General features: G+C 45.5%; 5 protein-coding genes and 1 riboswitch. All 5 genes read left to right on the top strand.

All coding sequences use genetic code 11. The features are described 5' to 3' along the window. Nucleotides 1-8 precede the first annotated feature (8 nt). Complete coding sequence (locus JVX94_RS12645) at nt 9-1100, top strand: ABC transporter ATP-binding protein (protein ID WP_197197977.1); 1092 nt, start codon at nt 9-11, stop codon at nt 1098-1100. Next, nucleotides 1100-1969, top strand: a complete 870-nt coding sequence (locus JVX94_RS12640; RefSeq protein WP_095407706.1) for an ABC transporter permease — start codon at nt 1100-1102, stop codon at nt 1967-1969. The genes JVX94_RS12645 and JVX94_RS12640 overlap by 1 nt, the downstream gene beginning before the upstream one ends. Continuing rightward, nucleotides 1962-2765: an ABC transporter permease gene (locus JVX94_RS12635; RefSeq protein ID WP_024424298.1), complete on the top strand. Its 804-nt coding sequence runs from the start codon at nt 1962-1964 to the stop codon at nt 2763-2765. The genes JVX94_RS12640 and JVX94_RS12635 overlap by 8 nt, the downstream gene beginning before the upstream one ends. Nucleotides 2766-3132: 367 nt before the next feature. Then, nucleotides 3133-3226: riboswitch (cyclic di-GMP riboswitch) on the top strand. A gap of 145 nt (nt 3227-3371) precedes the next feature. Continuing rightward, nucleotides 3372-14078: a non-ribosomal peptide synthetase gene (locus JVX94_RS12630; protein ID WP_205183348.1), complete on the top strand. Its 10707-nt coding sequence runs from the start codon at nt 3372-3374 to the stop codon at nt 14076-14078. 21 nt (nt 14079-14099) lie between these two features. Beyond that, a complete protein-coding gene (locus tag JVX94_RS12625) occupies nt 14100-24800 on the top strand; it encodes a non-ribosomal peptide synthetase (RefSeq protein WP_205183345.1) in 10701 nt (3566 codons plus the stop codon).

Below are 24800 nucleotides of genomic sequence, written 5' to 3'. Positions count from 1 at the left end.
GTGATCGCATGAGTGGAATTCATTTAGAACACATCAGTCAGCACTTCGGTGAGCAGATTGCTCTCAACGATGTCAGTCTTACGGTGAATGAGGGAGAGTTTTTCTCCCTTCTTGGTCCCAGCGGTTGCGGAAAATCAACGTTATTAAACATCATTGGCGGTTTTTTAGAACCAACAAAAGGCGTCGTCTATATTGGTGATCAGGATGTGACAGCTTTGCCGCCTTACCAAAGAAAAACAGGTATGGTCTTTCAAAGCTATGCACTCTTTCCGCATCTGACTGTATTTGATAATGTAGCGTACGGACTAAAAGTTCAAAAGAAAAAGAAGGCGGAAATCAAAGAGAAGGTGATGGAAAGCTTGTCTCTTGTTCAATTAGAGGCATTTGCGAAACGGATGCCCCACCAATTAAGCGGTGGTCAGCAGCAGCGGGTAGCGATTGCAAGAGCGCTGGCCATTCAGCCGTCTGTTCTCCTTCTTGATGAACCGCTCAGCAACTTAGATGCCAAACTAAGAAAAAACATGCAGACAGAGCTTCGAAATATTCAAAGAAATGTCGGGATTACAACCATTCTTGTGACACATGATCAAGAGGAGGCCTTAAGCCTTTCTGATCGGGTTGGAATTTTAGGAGAGGGAAGAATTCAGCAGATTGGGACGCCTTTAGAGGTGTACCGCCAGCCAAACAATCGATTTGTAGCTGAATTCATCGGACAGGTGAACATCTTTGAGGCCGTGTACAATGAAGCTGATGCTGCATTTACGGTTCCGCATGTAACCCATTCAAACGGTCAGCATCTTCAGCTGGAGGCTGCGGCACATCAAGAGAAGAGGGAAAAGCAATTACTTATGCTGCGTCCTGAAAGAATCAGCATCTCTTCTGAACGGGAGGAAGTAAAGCCGAACCATGTATCAGGCGTGCTGTCAGATGTGAGTTATATCGGGCATTCATTACGTTTGGTTGTGGGGCTTGATAATGGTGAAATCATTGTCCATGCTTCTGATGCCGAATTTCCTGAGCTTCCTAAAGTTGGAGAAATCGTTCATATCCATTGGCAGCCTGAAGATATTGTTTTCTTGGATTCGAAGGTGCATACGTGATGCGAATCAAGAAAAAGAATCAACGATTTCATTGGTTTATGCTGCTGCCAGCCTGTTTGTTTCTTGTTGTATTTCTACTAGCTCCGCTTGTGATGATGCTCGTTCTCAGTTTTCGCGATGTCGATTCGATGATGAATACATTACAAACGTATAGTTTTTCTCAATATATTCATGTGTTCACGACAGATGCATATGTAAAGGCGATTGGAAGTACTGTGTGGGTGGCTTTGCAGACAACGGTGATTTGTTTATTGATGGCATACCCCGCAGCATACTTGCTCGTCAAAGCACCTAATCCGCGTCTGCGGGCATTTTTCTATATCTTACTTGTATCGCCGCTTTTGACAAGTGTTGTGATTCGGACGTTTGCATGGATTGTTCTTCTTTCGCAAAATGGTCTGATTAATGGCATGTTACTAGATTTACATGTGGTTGAGAAGCCGCTCTCGATGCTGTGGAATATGAATGCGGTCATTATAGCCTATGTCCAAGTCATGCTGCCATTTGCAGTACTGCCGATCGCAACAAGTTTAACCGATATGGATCGTCACTTAAGACCGGCTTCTATGAGTCTTGGAGCTGGCCGTATTCGAACCTTTTTTCATGTCACCTTACCACTGACCATTCCAGGCATGGTGACTGGCGCGATCATCGTCTTCTCACTGGCAGCAGGAAGTTATATCACCCCGCTGTTAGTCGGCGGACGGATGCAGCCTCTGCTGCCGCTGTCAATTTATCAGCAGGTGATGCAGGTTTATAATCTGCCTCTTGCTGCAGCTATGTCCTTTACATTATTGGTTTGTGTGCTTGTGGTGGTCAGTCTATTAAGCTATTTATTGAAGCGTTGGGAGGCGAGGATGCATGCGTAAAAAGTCAATAGGGGACCGCTTGCTTTCCATCCTGATTTGGACTGCTGGATCATTGGTTTATCTTTTTTTAACCATACCTGTTCTTGTGATCGTCCTATCTGCTTTTAGTCCAAATGCTTTTCCTGAATTTCCACCGACTTCGTTCTCTGTTCGTTGGTTTCATGAGGTCGTGTCAAATCCAGAATGGATGGAATCTCTTCGGATCAGTGTGATTCTGCTATTCATCGTGACGCCTCTCACGGTTCTTTTAGGGACAATGGCTTCGTATGCTTTAGCAAGGCTTTCCTTTAAGGGAAAGGAGGCTGTCCAAGCTTTCATTCTGTCACCTCTCATGATTCCTCAGGTGGTATTAGGGATTGCTATGCTTTACTTGTTTACGGCTATGGGCTTTACAGGATCTTTGTGGGCGCTCGTTATTGGTCACGTCATCATTGGTTTTCCCTATGTGGTTCGAACGGTAGGCGTAAGTGTTTCGAATTTAGATCCGCGGCTTGAGCTGGCTTCAATGAATCTTGGCGCAGGACCCATTCGTACGTTTTTTCGAGTCACACTGCCTTTGATTAAGCCGGGAATCATTGCAGGCGGAGTGTTTTCAGCGGTGACGTCATTTGGGGAAATATCGATCAGTTTGTTTGTTTCTTCTCCTCAAACCATCACTATTCCCGTCAGGACCTTTAATTACATTGAGCAGACCTTTGATCCGAGTGTCAATGCGATATCTGTCATATTTATTATCATTTCTATCATTGCGCTGCTCATTATTGAGAAAACGATTGGTCTGTCTAAGGTGATGTAAATATAATGAAGAAACAAGGAGTTGTCATTAGAAATGGCAGCTCTTTTTTTTGTTGTTTTTACAGTAAAAAAATCATTTTTTTAGGGAATGTAGTTCTTAAGATTTAAGAATTTGAGAGGGACGAAAGGAGACCTCTATCCTACATTTTCGGTCATATTTACAAAATTTAAGGGAAAATATGAAATTTTTGCGGTATTTAGTCGATTATTTTCGGTTGAACGCAACTATTATTAGTTATTTTCGGTAAATATCGTCAATTAACAGGTGATCCCTTCGGTATGACGCATGAATCTTTACACCCATTTTTCGGTGAAAAAAACAATATTTTCATATAAAGTGGACGTAAATAGAAAATATCTAGAAGAAAAGAAGAAAAAGGCAAATCTATGGAAACATAGAGACGCAAAGCCATGTCCTAAGGTAAATGATTCTTTTTTTGCTATGGTCGGCAGGCTACCGAATGAAAATGGGAGTCCCTCCGTTTTATTCGGGGTGGGCTCCTTTTCTGTTAAACCGTCTATTTTAATGAAATAGACTTGGTTCTTTTGATATAGAGGGTGCAGGGTGAAATTGGTGGAGAAAACATAGAAGAGGCGGAGGATGAGAATGAATACAGTTTATTACCCCTTAACACATGCGCAAAAGCGAGTATTCTACACGGAAAGATTTTATCCAGGTACAAGTATTTCTAATTTGGGTGGTTTCGCCAGATTGAGATCAGTATCAGGTCTCGAGCCTTCTTTGGTCGTTGATGTGCTTCAAGCATACCTTCGACAAACTGACTCTCTTCGGCTGAGGCTCGTGTATCGAGATGAAGAGGAGGAGCCCGTTCAATATATCAAAACTTATGAAAAACAGCCGATTCGTATGGAGAAGGGCTGGAGTGAAGAGGAAGTAAGGGCTTGGGCAAACGAGCAAATTCGTGAGCCGATGCCATTGATTGACAGCCCCTTGATTGAATTTACGGTGTTTCAAATCAGTGATCAAGAATGCTGGCTGTTCTGTAAAGCACATCATATTGTGGCGGATGGTATTTCCATCATTCTAATGGGAAATCGCATTATTGATTTATATCATGACATGCTGCAAGGAGTAGACATCTCGCCAGTTGAGGAAATTTCCTTCGTTGATCACATCATGAGTGAGCAGACCTATGAATCTTCTAAACGTTTTCAAAAAGACCAAGCTTTTTGGAATGAGCAGTTTGCTCATATTCCAGACTTCGCATCTTTAAAACCGCATAAGGGATACGAGATGAGTTTACATGCGGAGCGATTTTCAGGGGATGTTCCAGATTCTTTAAAGGAGAAGCTTCGTGCCTTTTGTGAAGAGCAGAAAGTCAGCATGCTTTCAATGTTTATGTCCACTGTCTATATTTACTTACATCGGTTTAGCGGTATGGAAGATGTCGTTCTTGGAACCTTTATGGGCAACCGGACGAATGCCAAAGAAAAAAAGATGATTGGAATGTTTGTATCCACGATTCCAATGCGTGCATCTGTTCAAGGGTCGCAAACGTTTCTTGATTTCGTAAAACAGGTCATGGCGGATCAAATGAAGATCTTACGTCACCAAAAGTACCCTTACAATCTGCTCATGAATGATTTGCGGGAAAGAGAAGGGTTTACAGGACGCCTTTTTGACATTTCTTTAGAATACCAGGTCATGCAGTGGCAGAAAAAAGAGAACCTGTCGTTCATTACTGAACCGATTTTTAGCGGGAGCGGAATGAATGATATTTCAATACATGTGAAAGACCGCTGGGATACTGATACATTGACCATTGATTTGGATTACCGTACAGATGTATTCACAGAAGAAGAAATGAGTAAGATGTTTGATCGATTCTTGATATTACTAGAAGCGGCCGTCTCTCAGCCTGATCAGCTGATTGGGACACTGCCTTTACTTTCAGCAGGGGAACAAAAGGAGCTGCTGCAATTATCTGAGGGAGAATCATTTGAAAGACCAGCAGCAAAACCGGTTCATCACATATTTGATGAGACAGCAAACAAGTATGCAGATCGGGCTGCTGTTGTAGCGGAAAATGGAATATTTACTTATGGAGAGCTGCATCGACAGGCAGAAAAGCTGGCACGGTTTTTACAAATGAAAGGTATCTCACGTGATGTGCCTGTTGCTGTATTGATGGATCGGAAGACAGATGCCATGGTGGCGGTCTTCGGCATATTAAAGGCTGGCGGGGCATATGTACCAATTGATCCGGCATTACCTGAGGAGCGTATTCAATTTATTGTGGAAGATTCAGGTGCTTCTTTTGTGTTAACAGAGGAATCGTTCATTCAAGAGTACCCAGCCCTCTCGGAAAAATTGATCGTGCAGCAGCAAATATTATTAGGTGATGCACAGCTGCCTGAGCTCGTAGATCAGACGGCGCTGGAGGATTTAGCCTACATGATTTATACATCGGGTACGACTGGAAAGCCAAAGGGTGTCATGATTGAGCATCTTCAGCTTCATCATTTGGTCCATGCTTTGCATCATGAGATTTATCAAGGGACGAATGAGCTTCAAATGGCGCTTCTAGCCCCATTCCATTTCGATGCATCGGTGAAACAAATTTTTGCTGCCCTTTTATTTGGACATACGCTTCATATCATCCCGCGAGAAACAACGAGAAATGGGATGCAGCTAGCGGCTTATTACAGAAAACATCAAATTGAAGCGGCAGATGGAACACCGGCGCATGTGCAGCTTTTACTTGCTGCGGATTTGGACGGGCTGTCATTGACGCACATGTTGATTGGGGGAGAAGCGCTTCCTGCGAAAGCAGCACGTTCACTCATCGAAGCGGTTCGTATGAGTCAGCCTCATTTTACTCTGTGGAATGTGTATGGTCCAACTGAGACGTGTGTGGATGCGGCGGTTCATCGTCTAGATCTCAGTGAGCTGAGCGTATTAACTGAACAGCGCTATGTTTCGATTGGAAAACCGCTTGGTCATCATCGAATTTATATTTTAAATGAACATGATCAATTACAGGTGCATGGGGCTGCAGGAGAGCTTTGCATTGCCGGTATAGGTGTTGGGCGAGGCTATGTGAATCAGCCTGAATTGACAGAGAAGGTATTCACGGCAGACCCGTTTTCTCCGCATGAGCGGATGTATCGAACGGGCGATCTAGTCAGGTGGCTTCCAGATGGCACGATTGATTATCTTGGCAGAATGGATGATCAAGTGAAAATAAGGGGTTATCGCATAGAAACAGGCGAGATTGAAGCGGTGATGGAGCAGGTAGATGGAGTTGATAAGGCTGTCGTGCTAGTGGTTGATGAAGCGGATGGAGAAAAGGCGTTAAGTGCTTACTATCAAGCTCGTCAAGAAGGTGTGTCTGTTGACATGCTGCAAGCGGCTATCAAACATCAGCTTCCAGCCTACATGATGCCTCTTTATTTCAAAGAGCTCGATGCTTTTCCACTCACAGTCAGCGGCAAAGTCGACCGTCGTGCACTTGCTGCGTTAAAAGGTGATAGAGCGGTTCATGCCATTTATACGGCACCTAGAAACGATATAGAAACGAAGCTTGTTCATTTGTGGGAAGACATTCTTGATCAAGAGAAGATCGGTGTATATGATTCTTTCTTCGATCGAGGCGGGCATTCGCTCAAAGCGATGACTGTACTTACACAGGTTCAGCGAGACTTTCAAGTAGAAGTGCCGCTGTCGGTTTTATTTGAACAGCAAACGATTGCTGCTTTGGCTGCTTATATTGAGCAAGCGGATAGGTCTTCTGAAACGGTGATACCAAAAGCGCCGGCTGCAGATCATTATCCATTGTCACCTCCACAGCAGCGCGTCTATATGGTGAGTCAACTGGAACAAAGCACTGCATATCATATGCCTGCTGTTGTGAGGTTAAAAGGAACTCTGCAGCTTGAGAAGCTGACTGAAGCCTTTGAAAGGCTGATTTCACGACATGATATGCTGCGTACTTCTTTTCATACGATAAAAGGTGTTCCTCGTCAGCGGATCGCTTCATCAGTGTCCTTTCAAATAGAACAGCTGACAGGCGGTACGATAGAAGAAAACATGCAGCAATTTGTCAGACCTTTTGATCTTGAGTGTGCACCACTTCTACGAATTGGTTTGCAGTCATTGCATGATCAGGAGCATTTGCTCTTTTTCGATATGCATCATCTGATTTCAGATGGTCTTTCGATCGATTTAATGCTGCGTGAGTTGTCAGATGCTTACGAGGGATCGGTCAGAGCACCATTGAAGCTTCAATACCAAGATTATGCTGTTTGGCAACAGCACCAAGGCTTTCAAAAAGAAGAGGCATTCTGGCTGCAAGAATTTTCGGGCGATATTCCGGCTTTACAGCTGCTGACCGATTATCAGCGTCCAGCTGTCCAGTCTTTCGCAGGTGATCGTGTCATCAAAGAAATAGATGAAACGTTAAAGAATCAATTACAGCAGCTTGCAGCGAATCACCACACGACACTGTATACGGTGCTGCTTTCTGCCTACTATACATTGCTTGCGAAATATACGGGTCAAAAGGAATTTGTAGTCGGAACACCGGCGGCAGGGCGTGTGCATACAGATTTGAATGACATGATCGGTATGTTTGTCCAGACACTTGCTTTGCGGTCGGAGGTAGATCCGAATGGAACCATGTCTCAGTTGATTGAGCAAGTAAAGAAAAAGACAATGCAGGCATTTGAGCATCAGCAATATCCATTTGAACGGCTGCTTGAAAAGCTGAATGTGCCAAGAGATTTTAGCCGTCATCCATTGTTTGATACCGTCTTTACACTGACGCCGGATCATGGAGCAGCCCAGCATATTGGAGACATGCTGGTCGAGGTTGAAGAAACCAATTTCCATATTGCGAAATTTGATTTAACACTGCAAGCCATGGAGTCAGATCAAGGTTTATCCTTTGTACTTGATTACAGTACGGCTCTATTTAAGCGAAGTACAGCAGAGCAGATGCTTAAGCATTATGTGTATCTGCTGGAACAGATGGTTCAAACACCGCAGGAAGCTATCCATTCCTATCGATTACTGTCTGAACAAGAAGCAGAAGCTCAGCTAAATAGGTGGAATCCGTTACCTTCGCCTTATCCAGCAGAAGAAACCATTGTGACGCAGTTTGAAAAACAGGTGCAGCAGCATGGAGATCAGCCTGCATTGCAATGTGAAGATGTGGTTCTTTCTTATCAAGAGCTGAATGACCGAGTGAATCAGCTGGCTCATTATTTGAGTGAAAATGGTTTTGAAAAAGGGATGAAAGCGGCCTTATTCTTTGAACGGTCTAATGACATGGTGCTCTCTGTTTTGGCTGTGCTTAAGGCGGGCGGTGTCTATGTACCAATTGACCCCGATTTCCCAGATGAGCGCGTGAAGCACTTTTTAACAGACAGCGGTGCACAATTTTTACTGACACATCAAGTGCTGCGCCATCGCTCAGTGCTCACTGCATTTGAGGGAACCATCATAGAAACAGAAGATCAAGCGATTGTTCAGCAGTCAGACAGCCCTATAGATGCTCATATTTTCCCTGAGGACTTGGCGAATTTGACCTATACATCAGGTACAACCGGTAAGCCTAAAGGAAATATGGTGACACACCGGAACATTTTGAGAACGGTGAAGCAATCGAATTATCTCACGGTTCATCATGAGGACACGGTGATGAGCATTTCAAACTATGTATTTGATGCCTTTATGTTTGATGTGTTCGGTGCTTTATTAAACGGAGCGAAACTCATTGTTCTGCCAAAGGACCAAATCTTAAACATGAATGAGCTCTCTGGAGCGATTGAGAAGGAAAAAGTCAGTATTTTAATGATCACGACAGCTCTTTTTCACTTACTCATCGATATGAAAAAAGACAGCCTGAAAAACGTAAGAAAAGTGCTGTTTGGCGGAGAACGTGCTTCTGTGCCTCATGTAGTGACTGCACTTGAGACAGTTGGGGAAGACAGGCTTGTTCATATGTACGGACCTTCTGAGAGCACAATTTTCACCACCTATTATCCTGTGAATCACATTGAGAAGCAGGCGTTATCTATCCCAATCGGAAAGCCAGTGAGTCAAACGGCTGTTTATATTGTAGATGAGTTTGGACATGTTCAGCCGCCGGGCGTGGCGGGAGAGCTATGTGTCGCTGGTGATGGACTGGTGAAAGGATATTATAAGCAGCCAGAACTAACAAACGAAAAGTTTGTCAAAAATCCTTTCCGCCCTGAAGAAACCATGTATAAAACGGGCGATCTTGCACGCTGGCTGTCAAATGGAGATATTGAATTCATTGGACGGATCGATCATCAAGTGAAGATTCGCGGACAGCGTATCGAGCTTGGAGAAATTGAACACCAGCTGCTGCGGCATCCTCAGGTGAAGGAAGCTGTCGTCATTGCAGCTCCGAATGACACGTTATGTGCGTATTTCACAGCAGAAGGATCTGTCTCGTTAACTGATTTACGTGAGCAAGCAGGACGTGAACTGCCTGTGTATATGATGCCGGCATTTTTCATGCAATTAGACGAGCTTCCTTTGACGAATAACGGCAAGGTCGATAGGCGGGCGCTGCCGGCGCCTGATCTCAGTGAGCAGGGGGGAAATGAATACACCTCTCTTCAAACAGAAACAGAGCGTCTGCTGGCGAACATTTGGGAGGAAGTTCTTGAAGTACCGCGAATCGGCAGGCATGATCATTTCTTTGAATGCGGGGGCCATTCGCTGCGCGGCATGAAAATGCTGAACAGGCTGTATGAAGAGATGCAGGTGGAGCTCACTTTGAAGTCCTTATTTGAATCCCCAACATTAGAGGCGTTCGCCCTTGTGGTGGATCAAGCGGATCAAACGGAGATCAAGCGAGTAGAAATCGCCAAAGAGGCGGCCTATTATCCAGTGACATCTGCTCAGAAAAGACTGTTTGTTTTGGAGAAAATGACTGAGGCGGAGCAAAGCTACCATATGCCGGCTGCCTTAAAGCTAGAAGGCGTCTTTGATGAAAAACGATTTGAAAAGGCAATTGATCAGCTAGTCCAACGTCATGAAGCTTTCCGAACAAGCTTTGATTTTGTTCAGAATGAACCTGTTCAACGGATTGAAACAAATGTCTCTATAGACATTGAAAAAATTGAACAGAACGGCCGAGACATACAGGAATTAATGAATGACTTTATCAGGCCATTTGATGTAGAAAAAGCGCCTTTACTCAGAATAGGGCTGGTTTCCGTCTCCGTAAATGTCCATTATTTACTGATTGATATGCATCATATCATTTCAGATGGTGCGTCTGTTGGCATTTTAATTGAGGAACTTTCGGCCCTGTATCGAGGAGACAAACTAGAGGAATTGCCTGTTCAATATAAGGATTATGCAGTTTGGTCAAAAAGTGAGGCATCTGCTGCGCAAAAAGCAGCTGAAGAGGCATTCTGGCTGGATCAATTACAAGGGGATCTGTCTGTACTGGCACTGCCGGAAGATCTGCCAAGGCCAAAAGTGCAAACATTCGCAGGAGATCGTGTCTCATTTACAATCGAAGGTTCGCTTAAAGCGAAATTGGACGAACTCGTTAGAGCGCTCAACAGTACGACCTATACAGTTCTGCTTGCTGGCTACAGTATTCTTTTAAGCAAGCTTTCAAGACAAGAGGATATCATCATTGGTTCTCCGGTTGTGGGCAGAACCCATCCTGATATTCAATCTGTGATCGGCATGTTTGTGAACACGCTGGCACTTAGAACAAGACCAGCAGGACATCAGACAGCTGCTGAATTTGCGTCAAATGTTCATCAGCTTGTGTTAGAGGCAAACGAGCATCAGCTGTACCCATTTGAAGAATTGGTAGATCAAGTGCAAACGGTTCGAGACACAAGCCGTCATCCAATTTTTGATGTGGTCTTCTCAATGGAGAATGCGGATATTCGTGATTTATCTATGGATGGGCTTCACGTTGTTCCACAGCCATTCGAGGAGAATATCGCCAAATTTGATTTGACCTTAACTGGAAACGAATCCGCAGATCAAATTGAGCTCGTGTTTGATTTTAATTGTTCTATCTTTCAAAAGACGTCAATTGAAAAGTGGAAAGAATATTTCCTTCATTTGCTGGAACAAATGGTGTCAGCTCCAGATCAATTGTTAGATCAAATGCAATTATTGTCACCGCAGCAGCAGCAAAAACTGCTGATTGAATGGTCAGGGCCTGTCCTAGACGTTCCGTCAGATCAAACTGTTCATGCGCTAATTGAGTCTAAGGCACATGAAGCACCGCACCAAAAAGCGGCAACCTTCTGCGGAAGGGACTGGACGTATAAAGAGCTGAACAGCCGGGCGAATGTAGTCGCTTCAAGACTCATCGCAAGCGGCACAAAACCAGGAGACCGCGTCGGTATTCTTACCCGTCCATCCCTTGATATGACAGCTGCTGTCCTTGGCGTTCTCAAGGCAGGTGCGGCATTCGTTCCGATTGATCCAGATTATCCGGCGCAGCGTATTGCGTACATGCTGGAAGACTGCGGGGCAGAAGTGCTTCTGATGCAAAAAGGACTCACTGCGCCATCTTCATTCACAGGTCATGTCCTGTTCATAGAAGATGCGGTAGAGGGAGAAGCCCACGAGATTCAGGTTCATATCAAACCAACGGATCTTGCCTACATGATTTATACCTCTGGGACGACGGGGCAGCCGAAGGGTGTCATGGTCGAGCACCAGTCCCTTGTAAATCTTGCATTCTGGCACAATGATGCGTTCCAAGTGACGAAAGACGATCGAACTGCGAAATATGCCGGCTTTGGCTTTGATGCCTCCATTTGGGAGATGTTCCCGACGTGGATCGCCGGCGCAGAGCTGCACATCATCGACGAAGCGATTCGTCTCGATATGATCAAGCTCAATGCGTATTTCAATAAAGAAGACATCACCATTGCCTTCCTGCCAACGCAGTTATGCGAGCAGTTTATGTCAATGGACAACCATTCTCTGCGCTACTTACTGACAGGCGGAGACAAGCTGAAACAAGTGAAGCCTGTTCCATACAAACTCGTCAATAACTACGGTCCAACTGAAAATACAGTTGTAGCGACAAGCGGGATGATCGATCCAGAACAAGGCACGCTTCCGATTGGAACGGCGATTGCCAATACACGTTTCTACATCATGGGTTCGTTATATGACCTGTCGCCGCCAGGCGTACCGGGTGAGCTCGTCATTGCAGGAAAAGGACTGGCGAGGGGCTACTGGAATCTTCCAGAAGAAACCGATAAACGATTTGTCCCAGATCCATTTTATCCAGGCGAGCGCATGTACCGTACAGGCGATTTAGTGAAATGGACAGACGATGGTGAGCTGATCTATCTCGGCAGAATAGACCATCAGGTCAACATCCGCGGCTTCCGTATTGAGCTGTCAGAAATTGAAGCCCAGCTTCTGACGCTGGATTCGGTCAAAGAAGCTGTCGTGACCACGGTCAAAGATGCAAGTGATCAGGACGCCCTTGCCGCTTACGTGATTACGGAGACCGATACAGAGGACTTAAAAGAAAGCCTAAAACGCACGTTACCAGAATACATGGTGCCATCATGGATCGTAAAACTAAACCAATTTCCAATGACGGCAAATGGAAAGGTCGATCTGAAAGCATTGCCAGCTCCTGATATCGAAGCGAACCAAACGGTATACGAAGCACCAAGAGATGAAGTGGAAACACTGCTTTGCGGCATTTGGGAAGAAGTCCTTGGCGTCAGCCAAGTCGGTATCCACGATCACTTCTTCTTCCTTGGCGGAGATTCGATTAAAGGCATCCAAATGGCAAGCAAACTCACGCAAGCGGGCTGGAAGCTCGATATGAAACTTCTATTCCAGTACCCAACAATTGCGGAGCTGCGCCCATATATCGAGGAAGCCGATCTTCTCACAGCTGACCAATCACCTGTCGAAGGAGAAGTCATTTTAACACCGATTCAGCGTTGGTTTTTTGAACGAAACTTTACGAATCAGCACCATTGGAACCAATCGGTTATGCTCCAAGCACCAAATGGTTTGGATGAACAAATCGTTCAGCAAGTGCTAGAGCAGCTCATGATTCATCATGATGCATTGCGAATGGTGTATCCGCTCGAAGAAGGGCGCGTCATCCAGCGTCATCGAGGCATCGAGGAAAACAATGTGGCAATTGATGTGGTGGAAGTAAAAGGAGAGCTGTCGCAGCAGATCCAGCAGGTAGAAAAGCTGGCAAATGAAGTGCAGGCGAGTATGTCGCTAGCGGAGGGACCACTAGTGAAACCTGCCATTTTCCGAACGGACCAAGGGGATCATTTATTGCTCGCTGTACATCACCTTGTCATTGATGGTGTGTCATGGCGTATTTTCCTTGAAGATTTCATGGCTCTTTATGAACAGTCGAAGAGCGGGGAAACTCTAACCCTTCCTGAAAAAACACACTCCTTCCAAGAATATGCACAAAAGTTGACTGAATACGCTGTGTCAGATGAGGTGCTATCGGAAAGAGATTATTGGAAAAAGGTACTTGCGCATTCCGTTCGTCCGCTTCAAAAGGATCATGTCACGGAGGATCAACGAATGCTTCATACAGAGACCGTTCGTTTTACATTGTCTGAGGAGGAAACACACAGTCTGCTGACGGATGTACATGAAGCCTACCAAACGGAAATCAATGATATTTTGCTGACGGCATTAGGGTTGTCCATGAAAGAGTGGACAGGTGAAGACAAATACTTTATTCATCTTGAAGGGCACGGGAGAGAGGATATTCTCCCTGCGGTCAATGTATCACGGACCATTGGCTGGTTTACTAGCATGTATCCAGTATTACTGGATATGTCGCATGCAGACGATCTTTCTTATCAGATCAAGCATTTAAAAGAGGAACTCAGGCACATTCCGAACAAGGGGATCGGCTATGGCGTTTTAAAATACTTAACGCCTGACAGGATGAAGGACGATATCGATTTTCAAGTCACACCAGATATCAGCTTTAACTATCTTGGTCAGTTTGATGAACAGATCGGCGGCGGTGAACTGAGACGCTCTGCATGGCATGCGGGACAATCGCTGAGCCCTGAATCCGAGAAACCTCATGCGCTGGATATTGTTGGTTTCGTAGAACAAGCCATGCTCCATGTGACGATATCCTATCATCACTTTGAATTCGAAGAACGTACGATGGAACAGTTCAAGGAACTCCTAGAAAAGAATGTGAAGGCATTAATCTCACATTGTCGATCACAGGATGAGAGTCAGATCACACCTAGTGATGTGGGGGATGAGGATCTCACCATGGATGAACTTGAAAAGCTAATGGACCTATTTTAAGCAAAACGAAGAGGTGGACTTATGAGCAAGCAGAAAATTCAAAAGGTATATCCTTTAACACCAATGCAAGAGGGCATGCTGTACCATGCCATGCTAGACCCTAATTCCTCCTCTTATTTCACACAGCTTGAGCTTGGAATAAGCGGAGATTTTGATCTCGATCTTTTTGAAAAGAGTCTCAATGAACTCGTACGGACATATGACATTCTGCGTACAGCCTTTGTCTATCAGCAATTACAAAAGCCTCGTCAGGTTGTACTGGCTGAACGTCATTTAGATGTGTATAGAGAGGATCTATCTCATCTGAATCATCAAGAGCAGAAAAAGGTATTGGATCAATATAAAAAGCAAGTGAGAAAGCAAGGATTTCACTTAACGAATGATCTGTTGTTGAAAGTCGCTGTTTTTCAACTAAATGAAACAAACTGGCATCTGATTTGGAGCAACCATCACATCATTATGGATGGTTGGTCCATGGGTGTGTTGATGAAAAAACTGTTTCATTACTATGAATCTTATCGGAACGGCCGAACGCCGGATCGCTCACAAGGTAAGCCTTATGCGGACTATATCCAGTGGCTTGGAAAGCAAAACAAACAAGAAGCGGAAGACTATTGGACGGAGCGGCTGGATGGTGCTGTACAGCACCAAGGGCTGCTGCAGCAAAAAGAAGCGAACGGACAATATGACCATCAGGAATGGACGTTTACATGGGACGCTCAAACGGTACAAGCCATTCAAGATGCGGCAAGACAATGCCAAGTGACAGCACCGAACCTTTTTCAGGCTGTCTGGTCCGTTCTTTTAGGCACCTATCATGCAGCAGATGATGTCACATTCGGAACAGTCGTATCAGGCAGACCCCCAAGTGTGTCTGGGATTGAGCGCATGGCAGGGCTGTTTATCAATACGATACCTGTTCGGGTGACATTGGATCAGGAGCAGACCTTTAAACAGCTGTTTCAAAAGGTTCAGCAGCATGCACTGGAAGCCGAAAACTATGATTTTATGCCGCTTTATGACATTCAGCAGAAAACAGCTGCTGGAGGAAAGCTCTTTGATCATTTGGTTGGGTTTGAAAACTATCCTTTAGATCAGGAGCTGTCTGGTGACACCATGTCTGCACGTCTCGGTTTTGCCATTGATGTAAAGGACGGATTTGAACAAACGAATTTCGATCTCAATGTTCTTGTCTATCCTGGTGAAACGTGGACATTGAAATTCAAATACAATGCGATGGCTTTTGAAGAAAAGGTCATTGAAAACATATCAAAACATCTGACCAATCTCATGAAGCAAATCATTCACAATCCTGACGTACGTCTTCATGAAGTGACATGTATTACAGAAGAAGAAAAGCAGCTGATTGAAGCGTGGAACCAAACGGAGCGAGATTATCCGAAGCACCTGTCCATTCCTGAGCTGCTCAATGAACGTATCAAGGCGCATCCTGACCATCCGGCATTAGTCGAAGGCGAGCGAACATTCACATACGAAGAGCTTGGACAGGAAATCCGTCGTTTAGCCAGCAGTCTTGTTGAAAACGGCGTTCAGCCGGGGGATGCTGTCGCGGTGTATATGAACCGATCAGCAGATGCAGTGATCTCCATTTTGGCTATTTTACATGCAGGGGCTGCTTATGTACCGATTGATCCAGTTCAGCCTGATGAGAGAATCCGTTGGATGCTTGAAGACAGCGGCGTATCCATTTTGCTCTATGCTGACAGCCAGCCGCCAGTTGATGAAAGTATCAAAGCTGTTCATGTGACCGGCATGTCTCATCACTCACAAGCGGAGTTATCGGTCGAGACGTCTCCATCTCAATTGGCATATATCATGTTCACATCGGGCTCAACTGGACGGCCAAAAGGAGTTCAAATTGAGCATCAACATATTGTGAGGTTAGCATGTTCTCAGGAAAAAATAGGGTTGAACACGTCGGATCGTATGGCGCATACAGGAGCTGTCAGCTTTGATGCGATTACCCTTGAAATCTTCACTACACTTCTGAATGGGGCGACGCTTTATCCTGTTGACCGTGATACTTTATTGGATATTCACCGATTTGAACAATTTATCCAAACACATCAGATTACAGCGCTCTTTTTAACGACTGGTTTATTTAATCAGCTCGCTCAGCAGCGGCCTCAAATGTTTAAAGGGTTAAAAACATTATTCACGGGTGGTGATGTGATCAATGTGAAAAGTGCGGAGCTTGTGAAAAAGCATCATCCAGCACTTACCTTACTGAATGTCTACGGCCCAACAGAAAATACAACCATCTCGACCTTTTACGAAGTAAGAGGAGATGAAACGGGTCCGATCCCAATTGGTCAGCCAATCAATCACTCGTCAGCTTATATTTTAGATGACTATCAAAGACTTCAGCCAATAGGAGCGCCAGGAGAGCTTTATGTGGGCGGAGATGGTGTTTCAAGAGGGTATATCAAACGTCCAGATTTGACTGATCAAGTATTCATGGCAGATCCTTTTAAGCTGTCAGGACGGATGTATCGAACAGGGGACTTGGCTAGATATGGTGCGGATGGTCAGATTGAATTCCTCGGCCGTGCCGATGAACAGGTGAAAATTCGTGGTTTCCGTATTGAGCTTGGTGAAATTGAATCAGTGCTTCACCAAGAAGCGGGCATAGATGAAGCAGTTGTACTTGTTCAGCAGCTTTCTTTAGATGAAAAGGAAATCATCGCATACTTTACAGGGACGCACACAGAAGAAGAGATGCGAGATGTATTTAATCAAAAACTGCCAGCTTATATGGTGCCGCACCATGTGATGAAGCTGGATACCTTTGCGCTGACATCGAACGGGAAGGTAGATCGAAAAGCTTTACCTAAGCCTGACGAAGTGCATCGCGAGGAAATCAAAATCATTCTGCCTGAGACTGAGACAGAAAAGGCACTCGCTGACATTTGGGAGGAGCTTCTTGGGAAAACGGTTGGGGTAGACGAGCATTTCTTTATGGCTGGCGGGCACTCGCTCAAAGCGATGATGATGTCTGCGAAGGTTCAAGAAGTGCTTCAAAAGGAAGTGCCGATTCAAGTGATTTTCGAGAAGCCGACGATTCGTTCATTAGCGGCTTACATCGATCAGGATGGTCAAGAAGAAACCGGACATCCTATTTTACCAGCAGAGCAGGCGGAAGAATATCCGGTATCACCAGCTCAGCGCCGTTTATACATTTTGCAGACACTTGAACCTGACAGCACGAATTATCATATTCCGATCGTCTTAACGCTTGAGGGAACACTCGAATATCAGCGGCTCAAATCAGCATTTAATCAGTTAATCCAAACGCATGAAATCTTAAGAACGAGTTTTCATATGAACGGAGAAGACATTGTCCAAAGGGTGCATGAATGGACTGCGTTTGACCTTCCTGTTCATGACATCAAGGAAGAAGAGGCGGAGGCATTTCTTACTGAACGTCAATCGCCATTTGATTTAACAGCGGCACCCCTTTTGCGAGCTCAGCTGCTGAAAGTCAGTGAGAACCGTCACCTTCTCGTCTTGGAAGCACATCATCTCATTACAGATGGCAGCTCGATGAAGACGTTCATTCAAGATTTGGCGAAGGCTTATGATGGAGAAGCTCTTGCTGAACGAGCCATTCATTATAAAGATTACGCTGTCTGGCAGCTAAGTGAAGAAGAAACGGAGAAACAGAAGGAACATGAAGCGTATTGGCTGAAGCAATTCGAAGGAGATTTACCGGTTTTAGAGCTGCCAACTGATTATCCGCGTCCAGCAGAACGTGATTTTTCTGGAGAACGATTCATGTTTGGCTGTGATCAAGCAACGACTCAGCGGATTCATGAGCTGCTTCAGAAAACCGATACGACCATGTATATGTTCTTGTTATCCGCCTTTCAAGTGCTGCTTGCCTCCTATAGCGGGCAGGAAGATATCATTGTGGGTTCGCCTGTTGCTGGACGGACACACCCTGATATTCAGGACATGCCGGGGATGTTTATCAACACCATTGCGATGCGCGGAAAACCAGAACAAAGCAAAACATTTTTACAGCTGCTTGAAGAAATAAAAGAAACAAGTGTTGACGCTTTTGCACATCAAAGCTATCCACTCGAAGAGTTAATTGCACATCTTCCATTAGACCGTGATACAACTCGGAGTCCGCTTTTTAGCGTCTCATTTAACATGCAGAACATGGAGGTTCCGGCGCTGAAGCTCGGCGATCTGCACATTTCGCCTTATGCCATTCAGCATTACTCGGTCAAATTTGATCTATCTCTAGAAGCATTTGAACGCGAGGGAGCATTAAAGCTGAGCTTTGACTATGCAGCGGCATTATTTAAAGAAGAGACCGTCCGCCGGTTCGGAACTCATCTCCTGGCGATTATTCGTGAGGCAGTTCGTCATCCGGAGGAACAGATCGGCTTGCTCCATATACTGGATCAGCAAGAACAAATAGAGCGTCTGGAGAAAAAAGCCGAAGGGCAAACGAATCGTCATGAGCCATTCCATGTTCAATTTTCACGTCAGGCTAAGGAAACACCGGATGCTATCGCCGTTATGGATGATCAAAGAAAACTCACCTACCGCGAGCTTGAGGATATGTCATATGCACTTAGCTGTGAACTTAAAAAACGAGGCGTCGAGAAAGAACAAACTGTGGCACTGATCCTTGACCGCTCTGTCTATGTCATCGTCTCCATGCTCGGTGTGATGAAAGCAGGAGGAACGTTTGTCCCGATTGATCCAGCTTTTCCGGCTGAACGAATCCGCTACACATTAGAGGATTCAGATGCACAAGTCATCGTGACAAATGAGTCTCTTGCAGATTCCTATCAGAATCACAAGTTGATTCAAGTGGTGCAGGTTGAACAAGCAGTGCATCAAAGCCACTCACTAGAACTGCCGGAAGTATCGGTTGATCAGCTCGCTTATGTCATTTACACATCTGGTACCACAGGGCAGCCGAAGGGTGTACAGCTCACGCATCGTAATCTATCACACTATGTCAACTGGCTGACAAATGAGGTGACATTGCAAGAATGTGATCGGACGGCACTGCTTTCTTCTTATGCATATGATCTTGGTTACACAAGCATTTTCCCTGTTTTAAAAGCAGGGGGGACACTCTATGTTCCTCATGAAGACGTGTATACAGACCCTGTACGTCTGATGCGGATGATTGATGAACAAGAGCTGACTTATATCAAAATGACACCATCTCTATTTCATATGATGGCAGATTCTAAGGAACATTCGTTTAACGCTTTACGCCTGGTGGTCCTTGGAGGAGAACCGATGATCCCTGAGGATGTTGAGACATTTATGATGCAGCATCCATGCGTGGCAGTAATGAACCATTACGGTCCGACTGAGACAACCATTGGTACAGTGACCAAGCTGATCACACCGCAAGAGCTGGACGCTTTGAAGGAACGATCTTTGATCGGGCAGCCAATTGCTCACACAAGAGCGCTCGTATGCAATCAGCAGCAGCGGCTTGTCCCGTATGGCGCGCTGGGAGAGCTTTATATATCTGGAGAAGGCGTGTCGAGAGGATATTTGAATCAGCCTGAATTAACAGCGGAACGTTTTCTTGAAAATCCATATGATCCTCAAGAGAGAATGTATCGCACAGGGGATTTGGTCAGACAGCATGCAAATGGAGATATTGAGTTTCTTGGAAGAGTCGATGACCAAGTGAAAATCCGCGGTTATCGCATTGAGAAACAGGAAATTGAGCATGCAGCACGTGCTCTGGCATCTATTCAAGAAGTCTATGTGAAAGTCCTGCACCTGTCCCGTTTACCGGAGCTTGCACTCTATTACACAGCGCCTGAACACATTGGAACACTGACGTTTAGAGAAAATCTTGCGGAGACACTGCCGGATTATATGATTCCTACGTACTTTGTGAAAGTCGATCACATTCCACTTACCCAAAACGGAAAGGTGGATGCGAAGTCTCTGCCGCTTCCGCATGAGGTGCATATGAACCATGCGGCGCATGTGGCACCAGAAACGGAACTTGAGCGGGCACTGTGTGACATTTGGTCAGAAGTTCTTGGAGTTGAACAAATGGGGGTTCTTGACCACTTCTTTGAATTGGGAGGTCATTCCCTCAAGGGCATGGTGCTCATTTCGAAGGTGCAGGCGAAGCTGAACAAGCATGTGCCGCTCAAAGTCCTTTTTGAAAAACCAACTATTCGGGCAATGGCAGCCTACTTGGAAGAAGCGGATTCTTCGGTGGTGACATCCATTCAGCCGGCGGAAAAGCAAGATTTCTATCCCGTCTCTTCTGCTCAAAAGCGGATGTATGTACTGCAGCAGCTGCATCCAGAAGCAGTCACTTATCATATGCCAGCCGTTTTAATGATGGAAGGCAGCCTTGATGTGAAGCAGCTGGAAGCAGCGCTTCAAGCCTTGATCGACAGACATGAATCATTGCGGACAGCCTTTGTCGAAATTGACGGCGTACCCGTTCAAAAAGTCTATCGCCAAGTACCGTTTACATTAGAGGTTGTTGAAATAGAGGGCGGTCAGGAGCAGTCTGTCGTCGAGTCATTCATTACACCATTCTCATTACATCAAGTACCATTAATGAGGGCAAAAGTGGCGAAGCTTTCTGATGAGAAATATGTATTCATGATGGATATGCACCATATCATTGCAGATGGTGTCACACGCATCCTGCTTATTCAAGAACTCGCAGAGCTGTATGAGAAAAAGACGTTACCGCCAGTTCAGCTGCATTACAAGGATTTTGCAGTATGGCAGCAGGAAGAAAAGCAGCAGGCGCTGCTTGAAAAACAGCGGCAGTATTGGCTGGAGCAATATGCACAGCCGCCGGAAGACTTAGCATTGCCCCTTGATTTTCCGCGTCCTCAAGTTCAGTCATTTGAAGGAGGGCGAGTCGATAGATGGTTGTCTGCTGAAAAGGTGCAATCCATCAAAACGCTCATGGCGGAAAAAGGTGTGAGCTTGAACATGGTGATGCAAACGGCATTTGCCATTTTCCTTTCGAAATTAACTGGGCAGACAGATATCGTCATAGGCGCTGTAACGGCAGGACGTACGCATGCTTCAATCGAACGGGTTCCAGGCATGTTTGTCAATACGCTGGCTCTTCGAAACGAAGTGCAGCCAGAAGAAACGACAGCACAGCTGCTTGAAAAAATGAAAGATCGCAGCCTATCAGCCTATGAACATCAAGAATTCCCGTTTGAGGAATTGGTGGCTCAGTTAGATCTTCCGAAAGACACGAGCCGCAATCCGTTGTTTAGTGTCATGCTGACAACAGATGACCGTGACCTGACGTTACCGGATTTGAATGGACTCAAGCTGTCGCAAAAGCAGCAAGATACCGTTCATGCAAAATTTGATATAACGCTCGGTGTATTTGAAGAAAAGGACCAAGTAGGTTTGCGCTTTGAGTATGCAGCGGCCCTGTTTAAAAAGAGCACCATTCAGCGCTGGAGCCGATATATTGAAAAAATCATAGACGATATGCTGGCTAAGCTGAATCAGCCGATTTCAGCGCTGTCTCTCATAACTGAAGAGGAAAAACGAGAGCTGATCAATGAATGGTCAGGGCCAGACCTTGACGTTCCGTCAGATCAAACCGTTCACGCCCTGATTGAGGCGAAGGCACAAGAAGCACCGCACCAAAAAGCAGCGACCTTCTGCGGAACAAGCTGGACGTATGAAGAGCTAAACAGCCGGGCCAATGTAGTCGCTTCAAGACTCATCGCAAGCGGCACAAAATCAGGAGACCGCGTCGGTATTCTTACCCGCCCATCCCTTGACATGACAGCTGCTGTCCTTGGCGTTCTCAAGGCAGGTGCGGCATTCGTTCCGATTGATCCAGATTATCCGGCGCAGCGTATTGCGTACATGCTGGAAGACTGCGGGGCAGAAGTACTTCTGATGCAAAAAGGACTCACTGCGCCATCTTCATTCACAGGTCATGTCCTGTTCATAGAAGATGCGGTAGAGGGAGAAGCCCGCGAGATTCAGGTTCATATCAAACCAAATGATCTTGCCTATATGATTTACACGTCTGGGACGACGGGGCAGCCGAAGGGTGTCATGGTCGAGCACCAGTCCCTTGTGAATCTTGCATTTTGGCACAATGATGCCTTCCAAGTGACGAAAGACGATCGAACTGCGAAATATGCCGGCTTTGGCTTTGATGCTTCCATTTGGGAAATGTTCCCGACGTGGATCGCCGGCGCAGAGCTGCACATCATCGACGAAGCGATTCGTCTCGATATGATCAAGCTCAATGCGTATTTCAATAAAGAAGACATCACCATTGCCTTCCTGCCAACTCAGTTATGCGAGCAGTTTATGTCAATGGACAACCATTCTCTGCGCTACTTACTGACAGGCGGAGACAAGTTGAAACAAGTGAAGCCTGCTCCATACAAACTCGTCAATAACTACGGTCCGACTGAAAATACAGTTGTAGCGACTAGCGGGATGATCGATCCAGATCGAGGCACGCTTCCGATTGGAACAGCGATTGCCAATACTCGTTTCTACATCATGGGTTCGTTATATGACCTGTCGCCGCCAGGCGTACCGGGCGAGCTCGTCATTTCAGGAAAAGGACTGGCGAGAGGCTACTGGAATCTTCCAGAAGAAACCGACAAACGATTTGTCCCAGATCCATTTTATCCAAGCGAGCGCATGTACCGCACAGGCGATTTAGTGAAATGGACAGACGATGGTGAGCTGATCTATCTCGGCAGAATAGACCATCAGGTCAACATCCGCGGCTTCCGTATTGAGCTGTCAGAAATTGAAGCCCAGCTCCTGACGCTGGATTCGGTCAAAGAAGCTGTCGTGACCACGGTCAAAGATGCAAGTGATCAGGACGCGCTTGCCGCTTACGTGATCACGAAGAACGATACAGATACAGAGGACTTAAAAGAAAGCCTAAAACGCACGTTACCAGAATACATGGTGCCATCATGGATCGTAAAACTAAACCAATTTCCAATGACGGCAAATGGAAAGGTCGATCTGAAAGCATTGCCAGCTCCTGATATCGAAGCGAACCAAACGGTATACGAAGCACCAAGAGATGAAGTGGAAACACTGCTTTGCGGCATTTGGGAAGAAGTCCTTGGCGTCAGCCAAGTCGGTATCCACGATCACTTCTTCTTCCTTGGCGGAGATTCGATTAAAGGAATCCAAATGGCAAGCAAACTCACGCAAGCGGGCTGGAAGCTCGATATGAAACTTCTATTCCAGTACCCAACAATTGCGGAGCTGCGCCCATATATCGAGGAAGCCGATCTTCTCACAGCTGACCAATCACCTGTTGAAGGAGAAGTCATTTTAACACCAATTCAGCGCTGGTTCTTTGAACGAGCATTCAGCGATCAGCACCATTGGAATCTCTCGATGATGCTTCATGCGCCAAATGGATTTGACCTTTCCATTACAGAACAAGTCATGCAAAAACTGCTTTCACATCATGATGCACTGCGTATGGTATACAAGCAGGAACATGGCGGCATCCTGCAATACAACCAGCGGGAGCTCGCGGAACCGATGGAGATTATTTCTCATGATGTCTCAAAAGAGCACGACGTGAAAAAGGCTATTTCCACATATGCCAATGAGTATCAGCGTCAGCTGAATATCGAAACAGGTCCGCTAATGAAAGTGATTTGTTTCCATGCAGAAGATGGCGATCATTTACTCATCGTGACACACCATTTAGTCATTGACGGTGTCTCATGCCGGATTTTACTAGAGGACTTTATGTCTCTATATCAGCAGGCAGCTCAGGGGCAAACGCTTGTCCTGCCGCTGAAAACTCATTCCTTTAAAGAATGGGCAGAGGCCATTGAACGTTATGCACAGTCACAGCCTTTAAAAAGTCAGCAGGAGTATTGGGCAGAGATTGAAAGCAAACCATTAACCACATTACCTGTTGATCATGAAGTGACGAAAAGAAAAGTTGCCGAAACCAAAACGGTTCAAATGCAGCTGACAGAAACAGAAACTGAGCATCTTTTAACCGATATTCATCTGCCGTATACAACGGAAATGAACGATATTCTTTTATGTGCTCTCGGCCTTGCTGTTCAAGAGTGGACAGGTGAGTCCCATGTACATGTGCAGCTTGAAGGTCATGGAAGAGAGGATATTTTATCAGGGCTGGATGTCTCTCGCACGATTGGCTGGTTTACGAGCATGTATCCAGTTGTTCTTGAAGCGAAGCCGGATCAGACCATAGCTGATGCTATTAAAGGAACAAAAGAAATGCTGCGCCGTGTGCCAAATAAAGGAATTGGCTACGGGATTTTAAAATACATGACAGCCACTGAACTGTCAGGACAGCACGTACATCCTGAAATCAGCTTGAACTATCTTGGTCAGATTGATCAGGAAGTGACGACAGAACTCTTTAGGCCGTCGACTTATGATATGGGACGACAAGCAAGCCCTGATTCCGAAGCTGTTTATAAGCTGAACCTTAGTGGTCTTGTTCAACACAATCGATTCATTTTGTCTTGTTCCTATTGTGCAAGTGAATATGAAGAACAGACGATACAGCAGTTCATGGCATTGTTGAAGGAAAAAATCCAATCCATCATCACTCATTGCTTAGCGCAGCACGAACGGGAATTTACGCCAAGTGACTTCTCTGCGGCTGACCTTGAAATGGATGAAATGGACGACATTTTTGACATGCTTGAGGAGAAATTGACTTAA

The sequence above is a fragment of the Bacillus sp. PDNC022 genome, assembly GCF_016919285.1.
Lineage (GTDB): Bacteria > Bacillota > Bacilli > Bacillales > Bacillaceae > Bacillus > Bacillus safensis.
The sequence above is the reverse complement of the archived record's forward strand: the minus strand, read 5'-3'. Positions and strand labels throughout refer to the sequence as shown.